The sequence below is a fragment of the Tsuneonella sp. HG249 genome (genome assembly GCF_053819205.1).
In genome coordinates this window covers 1,774,727-1,790,829 of record NZ_JBSOQY010000001.1, presented here as the reverse complement: position 1 = coordinate 1,790,829, position 16,103 = coordinate 1,774,727, and the positions used below count along the sequence as shown (strand labels likewise).

15 protein-coding genes are annotated in these 16,103 nt (G+C 65.7%); 9 read left to right on the top strand and 6 right to left on the bottom strand.

The genetic code is table 11. The annotated features are described in order from the left end of the window. Positions 1–21: 21 nt before the first annotated feature. Positions 22–657 carry a hypothetical protein gene (locus ACWPM1_RS09015; protein ID WP_455694501.1) on the bottom strand — a complete coding sequence of 212 codons (636 nt, stop codon included), beginning with the start codon at positions 655–657 and terminating at the stop codon, positions 22–24. Continuing rightward, complete coding sequence (locus tag ACWPM1_RS09010) at positions 644–838, bottom strand: helix-turn-helix transcriptional regulator (protein ID WP_455694500.1); 195 nt, start codon at positions 836–838, stop codon at positions 644–646. Before ACWPM1_RS09010 ends, ACWPM1_RS09015 begins: the two co-directional genes overlap by 14 nt. Positions 839–966: 128 nt before the next feature. Between ACWPM1_RS09010 and ACWPM1_RS09005 the strand changes: the two genes are divergently transcribed. The 3 genes from ACWPM1_RS09005 (at position 967) to ppdK (ending at position 6,856) form a co-directional block, all read left to right on the top strand. Then, positions 967–1,866: a glycine--tRNA ligase subunit alpha gene (locus tag ACWPM1_RS09005; RefSeq protein WP_455695149.1), complete on the top strand. Its 900-nt coding sequence runs from the start codon at positions 967–969 to the stop codon at positions 1,864–1,866. Further along, positions 1,863–4,070, top strand: coding sequence for a glycine--tRNA ligase subunit beta (gene glyS / locus ACWPM1_RS09000; protein WP_455694499.1), 2,208 nt, complete (start codon positions 1,863–1,865; stop codon positions 4,068–4,070). The genes ACWPM1_RS09005 and glyS overlap by 4 nt, the downstream gene beginning before the upstream one ends. Positions 4,071–4,189: 119 nt before the next feature. Further along, a complete protein-coding gene (ppdK, locus tag ACWPM1_RS08995; RefSeq protein WP_455694498.1) occupies positions 4,190–6,856 on the top strand; it encodes a pyruvate, phosphate dikinase in 2,667 nt (888 codons plus the stop codon). Between the two features lie 14 nt (positions 6,857–6,870). Here the strand turns inward: ppdK and ACWPM1_RS08990 are convergent, their stop codons facing one another. Continuing rightward, positions 6,871–7,626 (bottom strand): methyltransferase domain-containing protein, encoded by a 756-nt coding sequence (locus ACWPM1_RS08990; RefSeq protein WP_455694497.1) that lies wholly within the window; start codon positions 7,624–7,626, stop codon positions 6,871–6,873. Between the two features lie 38 nt (positions 7,627–7,664). Between ACWPM1_RS08990 and ACWPM1_RS08985 the strand changes: the two genes are divergently transcribed. The 6 genes from ACWPM1_RS08985 to ACWPM1_RS08960 all read left to right on the top strand — a co-directional run bounded on the left by ACWPM1_RS08985 (position 7,665) and on the right by ACWPM1_RS08960 (position 12,328). Beyond that, positions 7,665–8,462, top strand: a complete 798-nt coding sequence (locus ACWPM1_RS08985; protein ID WP_455694496.1) for a double zinc ribbon domain-containing protein — start codon at positions 7,665–7,667, stop codon at positions 8,460–8,462. Positions 8,463–8,757: 295 nt separating this feature from the next. After that, a complete protein-coding gene (gene hisI / locus ACWPM1_RS08980; RefSeq protein WP_455695148.1) occupies positions 8,758–9,108 on the top strand; it encodes a phosphoribosyl-AMP cyclohydrolase in 351 nt (116 codons plus the stop codon). A gap of 31 nt (positions 9,109–9,139) precedes the next feature. Beyond that, a complete protein-coding gene (locus ACWPM1_RS08975) occupies positions 9,140–9,583 on the top strand; it encodes a MerR family transcriptional regulator (protein ID WP_455694495.1) in 444 nt (147 codons plus the stop codon). A 12-nt stretch (positions 9,584–9,595) separates the two neighbouring features. Then, positions 9,596–11,395: an acyl-CoA dehydrogenase C-terminal domain-containing protein gene (locus tag ACWPM1_RS08970; RefSeq protein WP_455694494.1), complete on the top strand. Its 1,800-nt coding sequence runs from the start codon at positions 9,596–9,598 to the stop codon at positions 11,393–11,395. 1 nt (position 11,396) lies between these two features. Continuing rightward, complete coding sequence (locus ACWPM1_RS08965; RefSeq protein WP_455694493.1) at positions 11,397–11,900, top strand: N-acetyltransferase family protein; 504 nt, start codon at positions 11,397–11,399, stop codon at positions 11,898–11,900. Next, on the top strand, positions 11,897–12,328 hold the full coding sequence (locus ACWPM1_RS08960) for a DUF1330 domain-containing protein (RefSeq protein ID WP_455694492.1): 432 nt from the start codon (positions 11,897–11,899) through the stop codon (positions 12,326–12,328). The genes ACWPM1_RS08965 and ACWPM1_RS08960 overlap by 4 nt, the downstream gene beginning before the upstream one ends. A 22-nt stretch (positions 12,329–12,350) precedes the next feature. On the opposite strand, the gene ACWPM1_RS08955 is transcribed toward ACWPM1_RS08960, so the two are convergent. From ACWPM1_RS08955 to ACWPM1_RS08945, 3 genes are all read right to left on the bottom strand, one after another. Next, entirely contained in the window at positions 12,351–13,436 is a 1,086-nt protein-coding gene (locus tag ACWPM1_RS08955; protein WP_455694491.1) for a PA0069 family radical SAM protein, read from the bottom strand. A gap of 85 nt (positions 13,437–13,521) precedes the next feature. Then, the gene (locus ACWPM1_RS08950) at positions 13,522–15,285 is read right to left on the bottom strand and encodes a transglycosylase SLT domain-containing protein (RefSeq protein WP_455694490.1); all 1,764 of its coding nucleotides are present in this window, start codon (positions 15,283–15,285) and stop codon (positions 13,522–13,524) included. Beyond that, positions 15,282–16,076 carry a hypothetical protein gene (locus tag ACWPM1_RS08945; protein WP_455694489.1) on the bottom strand — a complete coding sequence of 265 codons (795 nt, stop codon included), beginning with the start codon at positions 16,074–16,076 and terminating at the stop codon, positions 15,282–15,284. The genes ACWPM1_RS08950 and ACWPM1_RS08945 overlap by 4 nt, the downstream gene beginning before the upstream one ends. Between the last annotated feature and the right edge of the window lie 27 nt (positions 16,077–16,103).

Genomic DNA, 16,103 nt, shown 5'->3' with positions numbered 1-16,103 from the left:
ATGGATGGGGAAAGCTGAACCTCAGCCGTAGCGGCGCACCAGCCAGACGATGCCCCAGACGGTGATTACGACGAGGAAGGTGATCATTTCCTGGGGTTCGGGCAGGAACCCGCCGCGCCAGCCGAACCACCAGGTCGGAGCGATGGCGCAATAGGCGTACATCCCGGCGAGCGTGCCGTCGCGGTAGGCGCTGGCCTCGTGCTCGTCGATCGAGCGGTGCCATTTCCAGGTTATCGGCGGGACCAGCAGGAGCCAGACCGCGATCACCGCGATCGCCATCCAGCCCGCCATCGGTGCGTTGCTGAACGCACTGGGGGACTCCTGCCCGGTCGCGAGGCTGCCGAGAGCGAGAAGAAGCCCTAGGCCGCCGCCGATCAGCGCCGAGATCGTCAGCATGCGCCGCGACTGGGTCACTCGCGGCGAACTTTGCGCATAGATGCGCGGCAACACGCGCCGCAGAGCCAGGCCGCATCCGATAACGAGGGCCACCACGGCGACCAGGACCACCGCCGCCAGCGGCTTCATGGTCCCGCGCTCGATCGTGCCCGCCACCACGCCGGTGATAATGCCGAGGGACATCATCAGCCCGAGGCTCGTAAGCGCGACGATCACGACAGGATGCCGCCACCTCGGTGTCGGCATGTCATCCATGGTCATCGAAAATCTCCTCGATCGGCAGGGCGAACAGCCGGGAAATGCGAAAGGCGAGAGGCAGCGACGGATCGTGCTTGCCAGTTTCGATAGCGTTGACCGCCTGACGCGACACGTCGAGCCGCAAGGCCAATTCGGCCTGGCTCCAGTCCCGCTCCGCGCGAAGCACTTTCAGGCGGTTCTTCACGTCAGGAGGTTACGTCTATATGTCATGTATACCTGACTATATGTCGCGATTCGCTGACCATGTCAAACATACCTGACATCGCCCGCCCGTTGACCGCTTTCCGGCCATCCGCCATGGCGCGCCGCACTATGGCGCGCGACCCTTCCAAGAGCTTCCAGGACATGATCCTGACGCTCCACGATTTCTGGAGCGCGAACGGCTGTCTGATCCTGCAGCCTTACGACATGCGGATGGGGGCGGGCACGTTCCACACCGCGACCACACTGCGCGCACTGGGGCCGGAGCCGTGGAACGCCGCGTTCGTCCAGCCGTGCCGCCGGCCAACCGATGGTCGCTATGGCGAGAACCCCAACCGGCTGCAGCATTACTATCAGTACCAGGTGATCCTTAAGCCGAGCCCGCCGGACCTGCAGGGACTCTACCTGCAGAGCCTTGCCGCGATCGGCATCGATCCGCTGAAGCACGACATCCGCTTCGTCGAGGACGACTGGGAAAGCCCCACGCTCGGCGCCTGGGGGCTGGGCTGGGAGGTCTGGTGCGACGGGATGGAGGTGACCCAGTTCACCTATTTCCAGCAGATGGGCGGGTTCGACTGTAAGCCGGTCGCCGGCGAACTGACTTATGGGCTCGAACGCCTCGCGATGTACCTTCAGGGCGTCGACAACGTCTATGATCTCGATTTCGACGGCCGCGGGGTTAGCTACGGGCAAGTGTTCCTAGAAAACGAAAAGCAGATGTCGAAGTGGAACTTCGAGGTCGCCGATACCGACGGCCTGTTCGACCTGTTTCGCAAGGCGGTCGCCGAGTGCAAGAATGCGCTCGCTGCGGGGCTGCCGATCCCGGCTTACGAGCAGGCGATCGAGGCGAGCCACGTGTTCAATCTGCTCCAGGCGCGCGGCGTGATCAGCGTGCAGGAACGGGCAAGCTACATGGCCCAAGTGCGTGACCTCGCCCGCGGCAGCTGCGAGGCGTACATGGCCAAGGAAGCCGACCGCTGGGCGGGCGAATACGCGGGGTGGAGCGCGTGAGCGCCTTCCTCCTCGAACTGCGCTGCGAGGAAATACCCGCGCGGATGCAAGCAGGCGCTCGGGCCGAACTGGAGAAGCTGTTCCGCAAGGAGCTGGACGCGGCCGGCGTCGCGGCGGGTGAGGTGACGGTGTGGTCGACCCCGCGCCGCCTCGCGCTGATCGCGCGCGACCTTCCCGATGCGACCGAGGCGATCCGCGAGGAGACCAAGGGGCCGCGTAGCTCGGCCCCCGAACAGGCGCTCGAAGGGTTTCTGCGCAAGACGGGCCTCACCAAGCACCAGCTCGAGGACCGCGACGGCGTGTTCTACGCGGTGGTCGAGAAGCCGGGCCGCGCGACCCGCGAGGTGCTCGCCGAGGCGATTCCGGCGATCGTCCGCGCATTCTCGTGGCCCAAATCGATGCGATGGGGAGGGGCATCGCTTTCGACCGAGAGCATTCGCTGGGTGCGGCCGATGTCGGGCATTGTCGCCATCCTCGGCGAAGACCTGGTCGAGTGCGAGGTGGGCGGTGTCGTCAGCGGCTACGCCACCCTCGGTCACCGCTTTCACCACGACGGCCCGATCACCATCGGCGGGGCGGACGACTATCAGGAGAAGCTGCGCGCCTGCCACGTGCTCGTCGATCACGCGGAACGGCAGGACCTGATCCGGGAGGGCGCAAAGGCGGCCGCCGAGGCCGAAGGGCTGACGCTGGTCGAGGACGAGGGCCTGGTGGTAGAGAACGCGGGGCTCACCGAATGGCCGGTGCCCCTGCTCGGCCGCTTCGAGGCCGCGTTCCTCGACGTGCCGCCCGAGGTCATCCAGCTCACCGCGCGGACCAACCAGAAGTATTTCGTCTGCAACGATGTGGCAGGCAAGCTCGCCAACGCGTTCGTATGCACCGCCAACATCGATCCCGTCGACGGCGGCGCGGGGGTGATCGACGGCAACCGCAAGGTCCTCGCCGCGCGCCTCTCCGACGCGCGGTTCTTCTGGGAGCAAGACCGCAAGACCCCGCTGGCGGACCACGCGAAGAAGCTGGAGCGGATCACCTTCCACGAGAAGCTCGGAACCGTGGCCGACAAGGTCGAGCGTGTCGCCAAGCTGGCGCGGTGGCTGGTGGCAGAGGGCGTGGTCAAGGGTGCGGACCCGGACCAGGCGGAACAGGCCGCGCGCCTCGCCAAGGCCGACCTCGTCACCGAGATGGTTGGCGAGTTCCCCGAGTTGCAGGGCATGATGGGTGGCTACTACGCGCGAGCGGAGGGCCTCCCTGATGCGCTCGCCGATGCAGTGCGCGACCACTACAAGCCGGCCGGCCAAGGCGACGAGGTTCCAACCGCCCCGCTGACGGTGGCGGTAAGCCTGGCGGATAAGCTGGATACCATCTCGGCGTTTTTTGGGATCGATCAAAAGCCGACGGGTTCGAAGGACCCGTTCGCCCTTCGCCGGGCAGCGCTGGGCATCATCGAACTGATCGGCCAAAATTCGCTGCGCCTGCCGCTCATACCCGCGGTGCGCGGCGCGCTTGCGCTAAGGGCGGGGCAGGGCAGCAGCGCTGACGCGGCCCACCTGCTCGATCGTGCCGCCGGCGAAGTGATCGCGTTCTTCGCCGACCGACTCAAAGTCCAGCAACGCGAGGCGGGCGTCCGCCATGACCTGATCGATGCGGTGTTCGCGCTTGGCGGGGAAGACGATCTCATCCGCCTGCTCGCCCGCGTGAAGGCGCTGCAGGCGTTCATGGGCAGCGAAGATGGCGCTAACCTTCTCGCCGGCTACAAGCGCGCAGCGAACATCCTCAAAAAGGAGGAGTGGTCGGGCGACAAGGCGGCAGATCAATCTCACAAGGCGCAGGGCATCCCCCGCACCGGCGAGGAAGACCCGCTGGCCGTTGTCGACGATCCCGATCTCGCGGTAGTCGTCCAGGCGCGGATGGCACTCGAGCGCGAGCGCGCGAATTCGCTTTCCTACACGCCCGAGCCTGCCGAAATGGCGCTGATCGAGGCGCTCGATTCGGCCGAGCCCACCGCCAGCCGTGCGGTCGAGGCCGAGGACTTTGGCGCCGCGATGGCCGCGCTTGCGTCGCTGCGTGCGCCGATCGATTCGTTCTTTGACAATGTGACCGTGAACGACGCCGACCCCGCCAAGCGCGCGGCGCGCCTCAACCTGCTCGCCCGGTTCCGCGATGCGGTGCACCGGGTGGCCGATTTCAGCCGCATCGAGGGGTGAGAAAGAGGCGCGGTGGTGATGTGTCACCCAAACCCAACAAATTTTCGAGACAAAAACAGTGTCTTGCACATTTTCCTAGGGTGACACTGTCACTCTGAACCGGAAGAACAGCGCGCGCGATGACCCAGCAGACAGTCTATTTCTTCGGCGGCGGTACTACGTCGAACGACCCGCGGTCGAAGGACAAGACGATCGTCGGCGGCAAGGGTGCCAACCTCGCCGAGATGGCGGGGATTGGCCTGCCCGTACCCCCCGGTTTTACCGTCACCACCGAGGAATGCGCCGCCTACGGCGCGACCGGCGCGCTCTCCGATGCGCTGCAGGCGGAAATCCGCAAAGGCATTCAGCACATCGAGGCGGCGACCGGCTGCCGCTTCGGCGTGCCCGGCGCGGGAGTGCCGCTGCTGGTCTCCGTCCGCTCGGGCGCGCGGGTGTCGATGCCCGGAATGATGGATACCGTGCTCAACCTCGGAATGGACGAGCAGGCCGTCGAGAGCCTGGCCGACACCAGCGGCGACGCGCGCTTCGCGTGGGATAGCTACCGCCGCTTCATCCAGATGTACGCCGACGTGGTGATGGGTGTCGATCACGGACTGTTCGAGGAAGCGCTCGAGATCGCCAAGGAGGACAACGACGCCGCGCTCGACACCGAGCTGTCGGTCGAGGCGCTCGAGGGCCTCACGCTCAAGTACAAGCAGATCGTCCGCGAGGAAGCGGGCCGTGAGTTCCCCGACGATCCGTGGGAGCAGCTCTACGGCGCGGTAGCCGCGGTGTTCGACAGCTGGGACAGCGATCGGGCCAAGGTCTATCGCCGCCTCAACGACATCCCCGGCAACTGGGGCACCGCCGTGACCGTGCAGGCGATGGTGTTCGGCAACATGGGCGATACCAGCGCCACCGGCGTCGCCTTCACCCGCGATCCCGCTACCGGCGAGCGGGCTTACTACGGCGAATGGCTGGTCAACGCGCAGGGCGAGGACGTCGTCGCCGGCATCCGCACCCCGCAGTACCTGACTCACGCCGCGCGAGAGGCGGCGGGCGCCAAGCTGCCGAGCATGGAAGAGGCGATGCCCGAGGCCTACGGCGAGCTCGCCCGGGTGTTCGACCTGCTCGAACGGCACTACCGCGACATGCAGGACATCGAATTCACCGTGCAGCAGGGCAAGCTGTGGATGCTCCAGACTCGAAGCGGCAAGCGGACCGCCAAGGCCGCGCTCAAGATGGCGGTCGACATGGCGGGCGAGGGGCTGATCGACGAGAAGACGGCGATCCTGCGGGTCGATCCGATGGCCTTGGACCAGCTGCTCCACCCGACGCTCGATCCCCGGGCGCCGCGCGATGTGCTGACCACTGGGTTGCCCGCTTCGCCCGGTGCGGCGAGCGGCAAGATCGTCCTCGACGCCGATACGGCCGAAAGCTGGGCCGGGCGCGGCGAAAAGGTGATCCTGGTGCGGGTCGAAACCTCGCCCGAAGACATCCACGGCATGCACGCAGCGCAAGGCATCCTCACCGCGCGTGGCGGGATGACGTCGCACGCGGCGGTGGTGGCGCGCGGGATGGGGCGCTGCTGCGTGTCCGGCGCCAGCGCGGTGTCGATCGATCTCAAGGCGCGCACCTTGCTCATCGCCGGGCGCGAGCTCGCGGAGGGCGATGTGCTGACGCTCGACGGCTCGACCGGGCAGGTAATGGCGGGGGAGGTCGCCACCATCGAGCCGCAGCTCTCGGGCGACTTCGGCACCCTGATGGAATGGGCCGACCGTCACCGGCGGATGAAGGTGCGCACCAACGCGGAGACGCCCGCCGACTGCCGCATGGCGGTGAGCTTCGGCGCGGAAGGCATCGGCCTGTGCCGCACCGAGCACATGTTCTTCGACGCGAGCCGCATCAGCGCGGTGCGCCAGATGATCCTCGCCGAGGACGAGCGCGGCCGGCGCAAGGCGCTCGCCCTGCTGCTCCCCGAGCAGCGAGCCGACTTCGCCGAGATCTTCCGTGTAATGGCCGGCCGTCCGTGCACCATCCGCCTGCTCGACCCCCCGCTCCACGAGTTTCTACCCACGGGCGACGCGGAGTTCGCCGAACTGGCCGAGATCACCGGCTATGGCGTCGATCACCTCAAGCGCCGCGCGGAGGAATTGCACGAGTTCAATCCTATGCTCGGCCACCGCGGTTGCCGGCTCGGCATCACCTACCCCGAAATCTACGAGATGCAGGCGCGGGCGATCTTCGAAGCGGTGTGCGATGTCGCGGGTGAGGGGGAAGCACCGGTGCCGGAGGTGATGATCCCGCTCGTCGCGTCGAAGCGCGAACTGGAACTGCTCAAGGCGCTCGTGGATCGAACCGCGCAGGAGGTCTTCGCCGAGAAGGGCCGGTCGGTCGGCTATCTGGTGGGCACGATGATCGAGCTGCCGCGAGCCGCGCTGATGGCCGGCCAGATCGCCGAGGAAGCCTCATTCTTTTCGTTTGGAACCAACGACCTGACGCAGACTACTCTCGGCGTTTCGAGGGACGACGCGGGCCGCTTCCTGTCGGAGTATGTCGGCAAGGGCATCTTCGCGCGCGATCCCTTTGTCAGCGTGGATATCGAGGGCGTCGGGCAACTCGTCCGCATTGCGGCCGAACGGGGCCGGGCGACCCGGCCTGACCTCAAGCTCGGCATCTGTGGCGAGCACGGCGGAGACCCGGCGAGCATCGCGTTCTGCGAGGAAGTCGGTCTCGATTACGTGTCTGCGAGCCCCTACCGCGTGCCGATCGCCCGCCTCGCGGCAGCGCAAGCAGCACTCCGCTGATCGTGCTGGGCGAGCTAGCGCCAGCCGGTGAGAGTGAGGATTTCGACGGTCTCGGCCACCCTTCCGTGCCGGTCGGCGTCGGCAAGGAAGGTCTCGCGCGCGCGATCCAGCCCGGCCCGGGTGAGCGGCGGCGCGGCGTCGTTGAGCGCGCTTGTCAGGCCTTGCGAGCGCAAGTCCGCAATCAGCGTGTCGAGCGAACCATAAAGCAGGCGGATGGTCCACCCGTCGGCAACTTGCCGCGCGAAGCCGGCGCGCTGGAGCAGGCCCGCACCGGATCGTGCGTCCACGGCGGGGTGCAGCCGCGCCGCGGGCCGCTCGCCGTCGGCGGCGAGCAACGCGCTTCGAAGCCGGGGCAAGCTTCCTGCGCCGACCATGCTTGCCAGCATGACACCGCCGTCGCCGAGCGCCAGCCGCTGGTGGATCAACGCGCCGGGCAGGTCGTTGACCGTGTCGAGCGCCGCCAGGCTGACGATCAAGCCGAAGCCGCCGAACGAGTAGGGCGCCTCGAGGTCGAGTGTGCCAGGTTCAGCGACGGTTACCCGCATGTCCTTGCGTTCGAGCAGTCGGCCGAGTTCGGCGGCGCCGGTACCGAGCACCAGCGCTCGGTCGGGCGAGAGACGCATGAACTCGATCCGCTCCAGTGCGTCCTCGATAAGCGAGTCGGCAAGCCAATCGGCCGCTCCGTGACGCGATTGCAGTGCTTTCGCTCGGGCGGCACGGGCGGTCTTGCGCCGCGCGCTGAATATCTCGGGTGGCAAGTCACGCGCCATGGGCGATGCCCTGCCCCCAGGACCGCGGAGAGGCAAGAGTGAGCGTGGCCGCCGCTGTCCGCGAAGGTGTCGCGCCGATCGTCGACCTGATCTACCCGCCCCGATGCCCACTATGTGGGACTGCGATCGGCGCCCAGACCGGCCTGTGCGGCGACTGCTGGAGTGAGCTGCGCATCCCTGGCGAGCCGGCCTGCGCCACGTGCCAGCGCCCCTTCGGCACGGCGGATTTGGGCGACAGCGCGAGATGCGGCCCCTGCCTTGCGGCGCCGCCACTGCACGACGGCATCGCCGCCGGGACGCTTTACGGCGAGGGTTCGCGCAAGCTGGTGCTTGCATTCAAGCATGGGCGACGCATTGCGCTCGCCCCCATGCTCGCACGGCTGATCGCCGCCAGGCTGCCCGCACTGGAAGGGGCGTGGCTGGTGGTGCCCGTGCCGCTCCATCGCTGGCGCTTATGGTCGCGGGGCTTCAACCAGGCGGCGCTTTTCGCGCGCGAGCTCGCCAAGCTTAGTGGAGCAGCACTCGTGGTGGACGGGCTGGTTCGCTCGAAGCGGACGCCCATGCTGGGCGGGCTGGGCCGCAAGGCAAGAGCGCGCGTGCTCGGGGGAGCCTTGCAAGTTAATCCGTCACACGGAGCGAAGCTCAAGGGCGCTCAGGTGATCCTCGTCGACGATGTGCTGACCAGTGGCGCCACAAGCGAAGCCTGCGTGCGAGCGCTCAAGCGCGCGGGGGCGGCGAAAGTGATCGTCGCATGCTTCGCGCGGGTACTGGACGAAGTGGAAGGAGTGATCCCCGCAAACGAAACGCCCGGGGCGCGAACCCCGGGCGTACCGTGACGAAATACGCTGGACCCGCTCTGAACTTTCATCCCGAGCTTCGGCAGTCACCCCCTGACCACCTGGATCCGATCCCTCATCGTCTGCTTCCAGAGTCGCGCTAGGCGCGGTGCTCCTTCGGCGGTCCCTGAACCTGGCGCTCTATCGGCACCGGCGTTCCGGTTCGCTGCCCGTGTGGCTGCGGGGCAAAATGTCTCATTGAACCGCCATTCATCAAAGCGACATCTTGCGCGGGTGCCGATTTTGACGGAGTGCTGTTGTTATAGTGCAACAAGCTTCGTTCTCCTTGGCCGAGATGCCCGACGCGGCTTTTGCTGCGAAGTTCGACGCAAACGGTTTGCTAACGGCCGTGGTCGTCGACGCCGCCAATAAGGCAGTTCTCATGGTCGCTTTTATGGACGAGGAAGCGTTGACTGCTACGCGAGAGACCGGCTTTGCGCACTTCCACTCGCGATCGCGCGGGCGGCTGTGGAAGAAGGGCGAGAGTTCGGGCCACTTCCTCAAGATCGAGCGAGTGCTGGTCGATTGCGACCAAGATGCACTGGTGCTCGAATGCATGCCGGCCGGGCCGACTTGCCATACGGGCATGGACACCTGCTTCTATCGCGTTCTTGACGGGGAGGCTCTCCGCCCCGTCAATGCTTGACGGAAACGTAAAGCTACGGCTATTTCGTGCCATGGCCGAACCCGCTCGCAAGTCCGACCCGACCCATCAGGGCGCCCATATCGAGCGCCCCGACCATCTCGAGCGCGAACAGTTCTCGATCTCCGACCTGACGGAGGAATTCGGCTGCACCGCGAGGGCGTTGCGCTTCTACGAGGATGAGGGCCTGATCGCCCCGCGGCGGGTGGGTCTCGCCCGTATCTACTCGAAGCGCGACCGGGCCCGCCTGGCGTGGATCATGCGCGCAAAGAACGTGGGCTTCAGTCTCGGCGACATTCGCGAGATGATCGACCTGTACGATCTCGGCGACAACCGCGTCGAACAACGCCGTTTCACCATAGAAAAGTGTCGCGAACACATCGCAAAATTGAAGCGCCAGCGCGCCGACATCGACTCGGCGATTACGGAGCTCACCGAGTTCATCTCCCATGTCGAGCGTGTCGCAGACGCCGGCTGATAAGGACCGAGAATGCCGACCTATACCGCGCCCACCCGCGACACCAAGTTCGTCGTCAACGAAGTTCTCGACCTGCCGAGCTACGGCAACCGGCCCGGCTTCGAAAGCGCGACGCCCGACCTCATTGACACGGTGATCGACGAGTGTGGCAAGTTCTGCGCGGAGGTCCTGGCGCCGCTAAACCAGGTCGGCGACCGAGAAGGCTGCACGCGCCATCCTGACGGCTCGGTGACCACCCCGACAGGTTTCAAGCAGGCCTTCGACCAGTACGTCGAGGCGGGTTGGTCGACCCTGTCAGCGCCCGCCGACTTTGGCGGCCAGGATATGCCCCATGTGTTGGGCTTCGTGCTTGAAGAATTTGCCTCGACTGCGAATCATTCGTTCGGGATGTATCCTGGGCTGACCAATGGCGCGGTGAGTGCGCTCCTCGCCTTTGGGAGCGATGAGCTCAAACAGCGTTACGTGCCGAACATGATCGCCAACAAGTGGCTCGGAACGATGAACCTCACCGAGCCCCAATGCGGCACCGACCTCGGCCTGATAAGGACCAAGGCCGAGCCCCAGGCCGACGGCAGCTACGCCATCACTGGCACGAAGATATTCATTTCCGCCGGTGAGCACGACCTTACCGAGAACATCATCCACCTCGTCCTCGCCAAGACGCCGGGTGCGCCGGATAGCAGCAAGGGCATCAGCCTGTTCGTGGTGCCGAAGGTGCTGGTGAACGACAACGGCACGCTCGGCGATCGCAACGCTGTCCATTGCGGCTCGATCGAGCACAAGATGGGCATTCACGGCAACTCGACCTGTGTCATGAACTACGACGGCGCGAAGGGCTGGTTGGTCGGCGAGGAAATGCGCGGGCTGGCGGCGATGTTCGTCATGATGAATGCCGCGCGCTTGGGTGTGGGCATCCAGGGCCTCGCTCAAGCCGAGGTCGCCTACCAGAACGCCGTGGCCTACGCACGCGACCGGCGGCAGGGCCGCGCGCTTTCCGGGCCCGCGGACCCTGAGCAGAAGGCCGATAACATCATCGTTCACCCCGACGTGCGCCGCATGCTGATGGACGCCAAGGCGTTCACCGAGGGAATGCGCGCGCTCTACCTTTTCGCGTCGTTGCAGGTAGACCTCACTCACAAGGCTGAAACCGAGGAAGAGCGCACCCTGGCGGACGATCTCCTTGGGCTGCTCACCCCGGTGATCAAGGGCTACGGCACCGACAAGGGCTTCGAGACTGCCGTAAACATGCAGCAGGTGTTCGGCGGGCACGGCTACATTGCCGAATGGGGCATGGAGCAGTTCGTTCGCGACGCGCGAATCGCCCAGATCTACGAAGGCACCAACGGCATCCAGGCGATGGACTTGTGCGGCCGCAAGCTCGCTCACAAGGGCGGCGCGGCGATCCAGGCCTTTTTCAAGCTGGTGGACGATGAGGCTTCTGCTGCCGAAGGTGATCTCAAGCCGCTTGGTGAAGCCCTCGCCAAGGCGGTCGGCGAGCAGAAGGCCGCCACGATGTGGTTCATGCAGAACGCCATGGCCAACCCCAACAATCTCGGCGCCGGCGCCCATCACTATATGACGATCATGGGGGTAGTCTCGCTCGGGTGGATGTGGCTCAAGATGGCCCGGATCGCCGCTGCACGGTTGGCCGAAGGTGCTGAAGATTCCGCCTTCTATCGGGCGAAGTTGACGACCGCTCGTTACTTCCTTGAGCGCTACGGTCCCGATTGCGGTGCGCTGCGGCGCAAGATCGAGGCGGGGGCCGAGGCAATGATGGCGCTCGACGAGGATGCTTTCCTCACCGCCGCGTAAAATGCGCGCTGACGCCATCCGCCCCGCCGACCCCGGCGATGCGGAGGCGGTTGCTGCAATCTACGCCCACCACGTGCTTCACGGCACAGCGAGCTTCGATACCGAACCACCTGGCGTAGACTTCTGGCGTGAAAAGATCGCGGCGATCACTGGTAAGGGCTGGCCGTTCCTGATCGCCGACATCGGCGGCGAAGTCGTCGGCTACGCTTACGCCACCCAGTTCCGCGACCGGCCCGCCTACGCGGGAACATGTGAAGACAGCATCTACGTCGCGCCGGATCGGATCGGGCGAGGGGTGGGCTCGGCCCTGATGGCGAGACTCATCGAGGCGGCGAGGGGCTGCGGTTTCGAACAGATGATCGCGGTCATTGGCGGGGCTGAACCTGCCAGCGTCGCCGTGCACTCCAAGGCCGGTTTTGTCCAAGCCGGAAGGATGCGCAACGTCGGTCGCAAATTCGGGCAAGTGCTCGACACGCTCTACATGCAGAAGGAACTTCTCCGATGACCGAGACCTACATCGATCCCTGCCGCGGAAACTTCGATGCTTTCAAGGCCCTTCCGCGAGACGAGCCAGTCCACATGCTCAATCTGCTTCGGTACCGCGAGCAGGCCGAATATCCCGCTGGTCACGAGCACGCCGGCAAAGGCTGGAGCGGTCGGCGGGCGTACGAGGAATACGGCAAGACCAGTGGGCCGATCTTTCGCCGCGTCGGCGGACGGATCGTCTGGCGCGGCGGGTTCGAAGCCATGGTGATCGGGCCCGAAGACCTGCGCTGGGACGACGCGTTCGTGGCGGAATACCCGAACAGCGCAGCATTCCTCGAGATGGTCTCGGATCCCGACTATCAGCAAGCTGTGGTCAACCGTACAGCCGCCGTGGCCGACAGCCGGCTGGTTCGCTTCGCCGTTACCGGCAACACGACGGGTTTCTAGCGGCGATCGCGGCTCGGGGGCCTCATAGTAGGCGCATCTGGCCACCGGTCTCGGGCGCACGGAATTTCGTGCAGTCCAGTTCGAACTTCTGCTTCACTATTCCCGCCCGTTTGCACGCGATTGAGAAGCGAGAGCGAAGCAGGTCGGCCCACACGCCGGTCGGCTGCATGCGGCTGAAGAAGTTGGGATCGTTGTCGCGCCCGCCGCGGATCGAGCCGACGATGCTCATCACTTTGTCGCCGCGTTCCGGGAAATGGACCGACAGCCACTCGCGGAACAACGGGGCCACTTCGTGGGGCAGCCGTAGCGGGATCCACCCGGCTGATCGTACACCAAGTGCTGCCGCTCGTGAGACGATCTCCTCCAAGAAACAATCGGTTATCGCAGGAATGATCGGCGATATCGAGCAATGCGCCGGGACCCCGGCATCCACCAACTTGCCGAGCGCCGCGAGACGCTTCGCCGGTGCGGCCGCGCGCGGTTCGAGCTTTCCCGACAACTTCGGGTCGAGACTGGTAACCGAAACGCAGACCGCGACGAGCCGCAACCGGGCCATCTCGGTCAGCAAGTCGAGGTCGTCGCACACACGGTCGGATTTGGTGGTGATCGTCACCGGATGGCGAGCTTCGAGGCATATCTCGAGGACTTGGCGGGTGATGCGGTAGGTCCGCTCGATCGGCTGGTAGGGGTCGGTGTTCGTTCCCATCGCGATCGGCTTTGCCCGGTACTTCGGCTTGGCCAGCGTTTCGCGCAGCAGCCGCCCGGCCTCGGGCTTGGCGAACAGGCGGGTTTCGAAATCGAGACCCGGAGAGAGGTCGTGGAAGGCGTGGGTCGGTCGAGCGAAGCAGTAGATACAACCATGCTCGCAACCTCGATAGGCATTGATCGAGCGGTCGAAGCCGATGTCGGGCGAATTGTTGAAGCTGATTATCGTCTTGGGATGTTCCTCGGTGACCGTGGTGCGCAGCTTTACCGGCGGCCCGTCAAGCACTTCCATGTAGTCGCGCCAGTCTCCGTCAGCCTCCCGGGTAGCGAGACCGAACCGAGTCGGCACCCGCGAGCCCTGTGCTCCGCGTCCGGCTATTTCGGGCTCGAGACGGCGCTCCATGCATTGGAACATACACAGAACAGAAACGACTCGAAAGGTGCTTCTTCGGAAATCTACTCTAGCCCAGACCAGTTAAGGGGGGGCTTCAAAACCCCTTGGTCAGCCTTACCGCCACGCCGCCGGCCAGCTCGGGGAACGTCGGCCACATGCCCTGCGCCAAGGCCCTGCGGCTTTCGCTCGCGCCGCCCGCCTGGCGCTCGTACATCCAGTAGTTGCGCATCACGATCGCCACGTATCCGCGCGTTTCCCAGTAAGGGATGCTCTCCATGTAGAGGAGCGGATCGCCGTGGTCGCGAATCTCTGCGTTCCAACGAGAGATCGGCGTCAGCCCTGCGTTATAAGCTGCCATTATCTTAGGCAGCAGCCCTCCCGTCGCCTGGCTGTCCCGCAGCATCTCGAGATTGCGCTGGCCGAACGAGAGGTTGGTCGCAGGGTCCTCCAGATTCACGTAGCTCGCGCTCATATTGAGGCGGGGCGCGTGTTCCCGCACGGTTATCGGGGTGATCTGCATCAGCCCTTTCGCTTGGGCCGGGCTGACGGCATGGGTCTGGAAGCGCGACTCTTGCAGCGCGTGCGCGAAGGCGAGCGCGGGATCGACCTTCCACCCATCGGAGGGCTGCCAGCGCGGAGCGGGGAACCGCAGCGCGGGCTCGGCCTTGGCCCCTCGCGGCGCGTTGGCGGCCATCCAGAGCTGTGTCGAAGGCAGGCCCAGTTCGCGCGCCAGCCGGCTCAACGCATCGTATTCCCCCGCCGGCCCGATCCTGGCCTCGTGACGCAGCACCTCGTCGGCGAGCGCCTCGCGTCCGATCTCCGCAAGGGCGACCGCGGTGCGGACATTCTGCTGGTCGCGCAGCCGCTGCCAGTCGGCGAGATCGAAGTCCGGCGCGCGGCTGCGACCCGGAAATTCCTGCCCGAGCGCCTCGCGGGCGAGCATGCCGTAGAGTGTTTCGTCGAGCCGAGCTGCGCCGCGAAGCTGTTCGGCCGCCTTCTCCGGGTGCCGGCAGCGCACGTTCGCGCGGCTCGCCCAATAATATCCCGCCGCGTTCAATTCGGGGTTGTACGCCGAGATGGCCACCCGCTGGAATGCGTCGGCGGCGCCAGTGCAGTCGTTAAGCCGCCAGGCGGCCAGCCCCGCGGTCCAGTCGCCTTCGGCGATCCATGCCCCGCTACCGCCATTCCGCACTGTGTTCGCGAGGGCGAGCGCCGCCGCGTCCTGGTTTTCGATATAGTAACTCCAGGCGACCCGCTGACGCCATTCGGCGCGCGCGTCGCTGGAGAGGCCGGCATCGACACCGTCGAGGAGGATCCTCGCAGCGTCCGGATTGTCGGCCTTGATCGCCTCAAGGATCGCCGATTTGACCTCCGCCGGCATCGTGCCGTCCTCCACCGCGCGGGGCAAAACGCGGCGGGTGATGCCAGGTTGCGCGACGAGTTGCTGCTGACCAGGCAGGCCCGGCAGCGACGTCATCCCGCGCTTGAGCCCGAGGTTGGCGATTTGGGAAGCTTGCGGTAGTTCCGTACCCTGCGCCAGCCAGGCCTCGATCGCCGGCAGCTCGACTTTCGGGCTTGCGGAATCGAGGAAATATTCGGCGCGGGCGATCTGGTGGAGCGGGCCTGCAGGCCTTTCCGCGAACATCGCGTCGATCCGCGCCCAGTCTTTGGCGTCGAGGGCGGCGAAGAGCGACCTGTACCAATCCCGCTCCGCCTTGCTTAGCAGCTCAGGGACGTTGGTCTTGCCGGCGCGAGCGCGAAAGTACTCAGCAGCGCTCGAGTTGGCAAAAGCGGGGGTCGAGACGGTGCAGGCGAGCGCACCCGCCAGTGCTAGTCCCAACTTGGTCTTGCGCATCATGCGTCGCCGTCCGCCCATTCAAGCCATTGCTGCCACAGCCGAGCGCGCAGCTGCCAGTTGCCCAGCAGTCTTTCGAGCCCAGCCGCGAACAACGCGGGCACCGTACCGCCCTCATGATTGAAGGACCGTAACATCTGAGCGCCTTGCGTCGGATCGTGCCCGCAAAGCGGCAGAATGTTTCGTCCGAGCACCAACAGCCGCTTTGGCCGGGCAAGCGCGACATGGTGAGCGAGAAGAGCACCCATTCCGTGGCGTTCCAATTCCGCCCAATCGGCGAGGGGGGTATGCCGGGACAGCACGGCGGCGCGATACACCTGCTGCGTGTCCAGGCCCGCGGCGTTCAGGAAGCCGTTGAGGAGGCGTCCCTGCGGACCCGCTAGCAGGCTATCGCGGTCATCCTCCTCAGGCATCGGGACCAGTATCATCAATTCGGCACCGGCCTCTCCCGAAGGAGCGATGCGCGGAAACAGGCCGCCCTCGTCCAGCGAGGGTTCCGTCAGCCACCAGTTACGAAATGCTGCAAGGTCCGAAGGCCAACCCTCTCTCAGGCCGCCGATTTTCGGGACGGGAGGGTCAGGCGGAGGTGCTCTTTTTTCTACCTTCGTCGGAGTATGAGACGGAGAATGCGCGCTGGTTTGCGGGTCGGCAAGCCACGCCCTGGGCTCGTCGTGATAGACCGCATCGACACCGGCCTCGCGCCACCAGTCGAGAGCCGCGGCGATGTCGGCTTTCAGCGAGGATGGGGGTGAGGACGCCACGGCATCAGGTCTTGACCTCGCCCGCGCGTGCAATCAAGCGCTTCATTGACTGTGTAACAG

Excerpts from the sequence above, each read along its gene's own strand:
- hisI (WP_455695148.1), top strand. The coding sequence starts at position 8,758 with ATGCCCGACGCGGCTTTTGCTGCGAAGTTCGACGCAAACGGTTTGCTA.
- ACWPM1_RS08975 (WP_455694495.1), top strand. The coding sequence starts at position 9,140 with ATGGCCGAACCCGCTCGCAAGTCCGACCCGACCCATCAGGGCGCCCAT.
- ACWPM1_RS08990 (WP_455694497.1), bottom strand. The coding sequence starts at position 7,626 with ATGGCGCGTGACTTGCCACCCGAGATATTCAGCGCGCGGCGCAAGACC.
- ACWPM1_RS08950 (WP_455694490.1), bottom strand. The coding sequence starts at position 15,285 with ATGATGCGCAAGACCAAGTTGGGACTAGCACTGGCGGGTGCGCTCGCC.
- ACWPM1_RS08970 (WP_455694494.1), top strand. The coding sequence starts at position 9,596 with ATGCCGACCTATACCGCGCCCACCCGCGACACCAAGTTCGTCGTCAAC.
- ACWPM1_RS08955 (WP_455694491.1), bottom strand. The coding sequence starts at position 13,436 with ATGGAGCGCCGTCTCGAGCCCGAAATAGCCGGACGCGGAGCACAGGGC.
- ACWPM1_RS08965 (WP_455694493.1), top strand. The coding sequence starts at position 11,397 with ATGCGCGCTGACGCCATCCGCCCCGCCGACCCCGGCGATGCGGAGGCG.
- ACWPM1_RS08960 (WP_455694492.1), top strand. The coding sequence starts at position 11,897 with ATGACCGAGACCTACATCGATCCCTGCCGCGGAAACTTCGATGCTTTC.
- ppdK (WP_455694498.1), top strand. The coding sequence starts at position 4,190 with ATGACCCAGCAGACAGTCTATTTCTTCGGCGGCGGTACTACGTCGAAC.
- ACWPM1_RS09005 (WP_455695149.1), top strand. The coding sequence starts at position 967 with ATGGCGCGCGACCCTTCCAAGAGCTTCCAGGACATGATCCTGACGCTC.
- ACWPM1_RS09015 (WP_455694501.1), bottom strand. The coding sequence starts at position 657 with ATGACCATGGATGACATGCCGACACCGAGGTGGCGGCATCCTGTCGTG.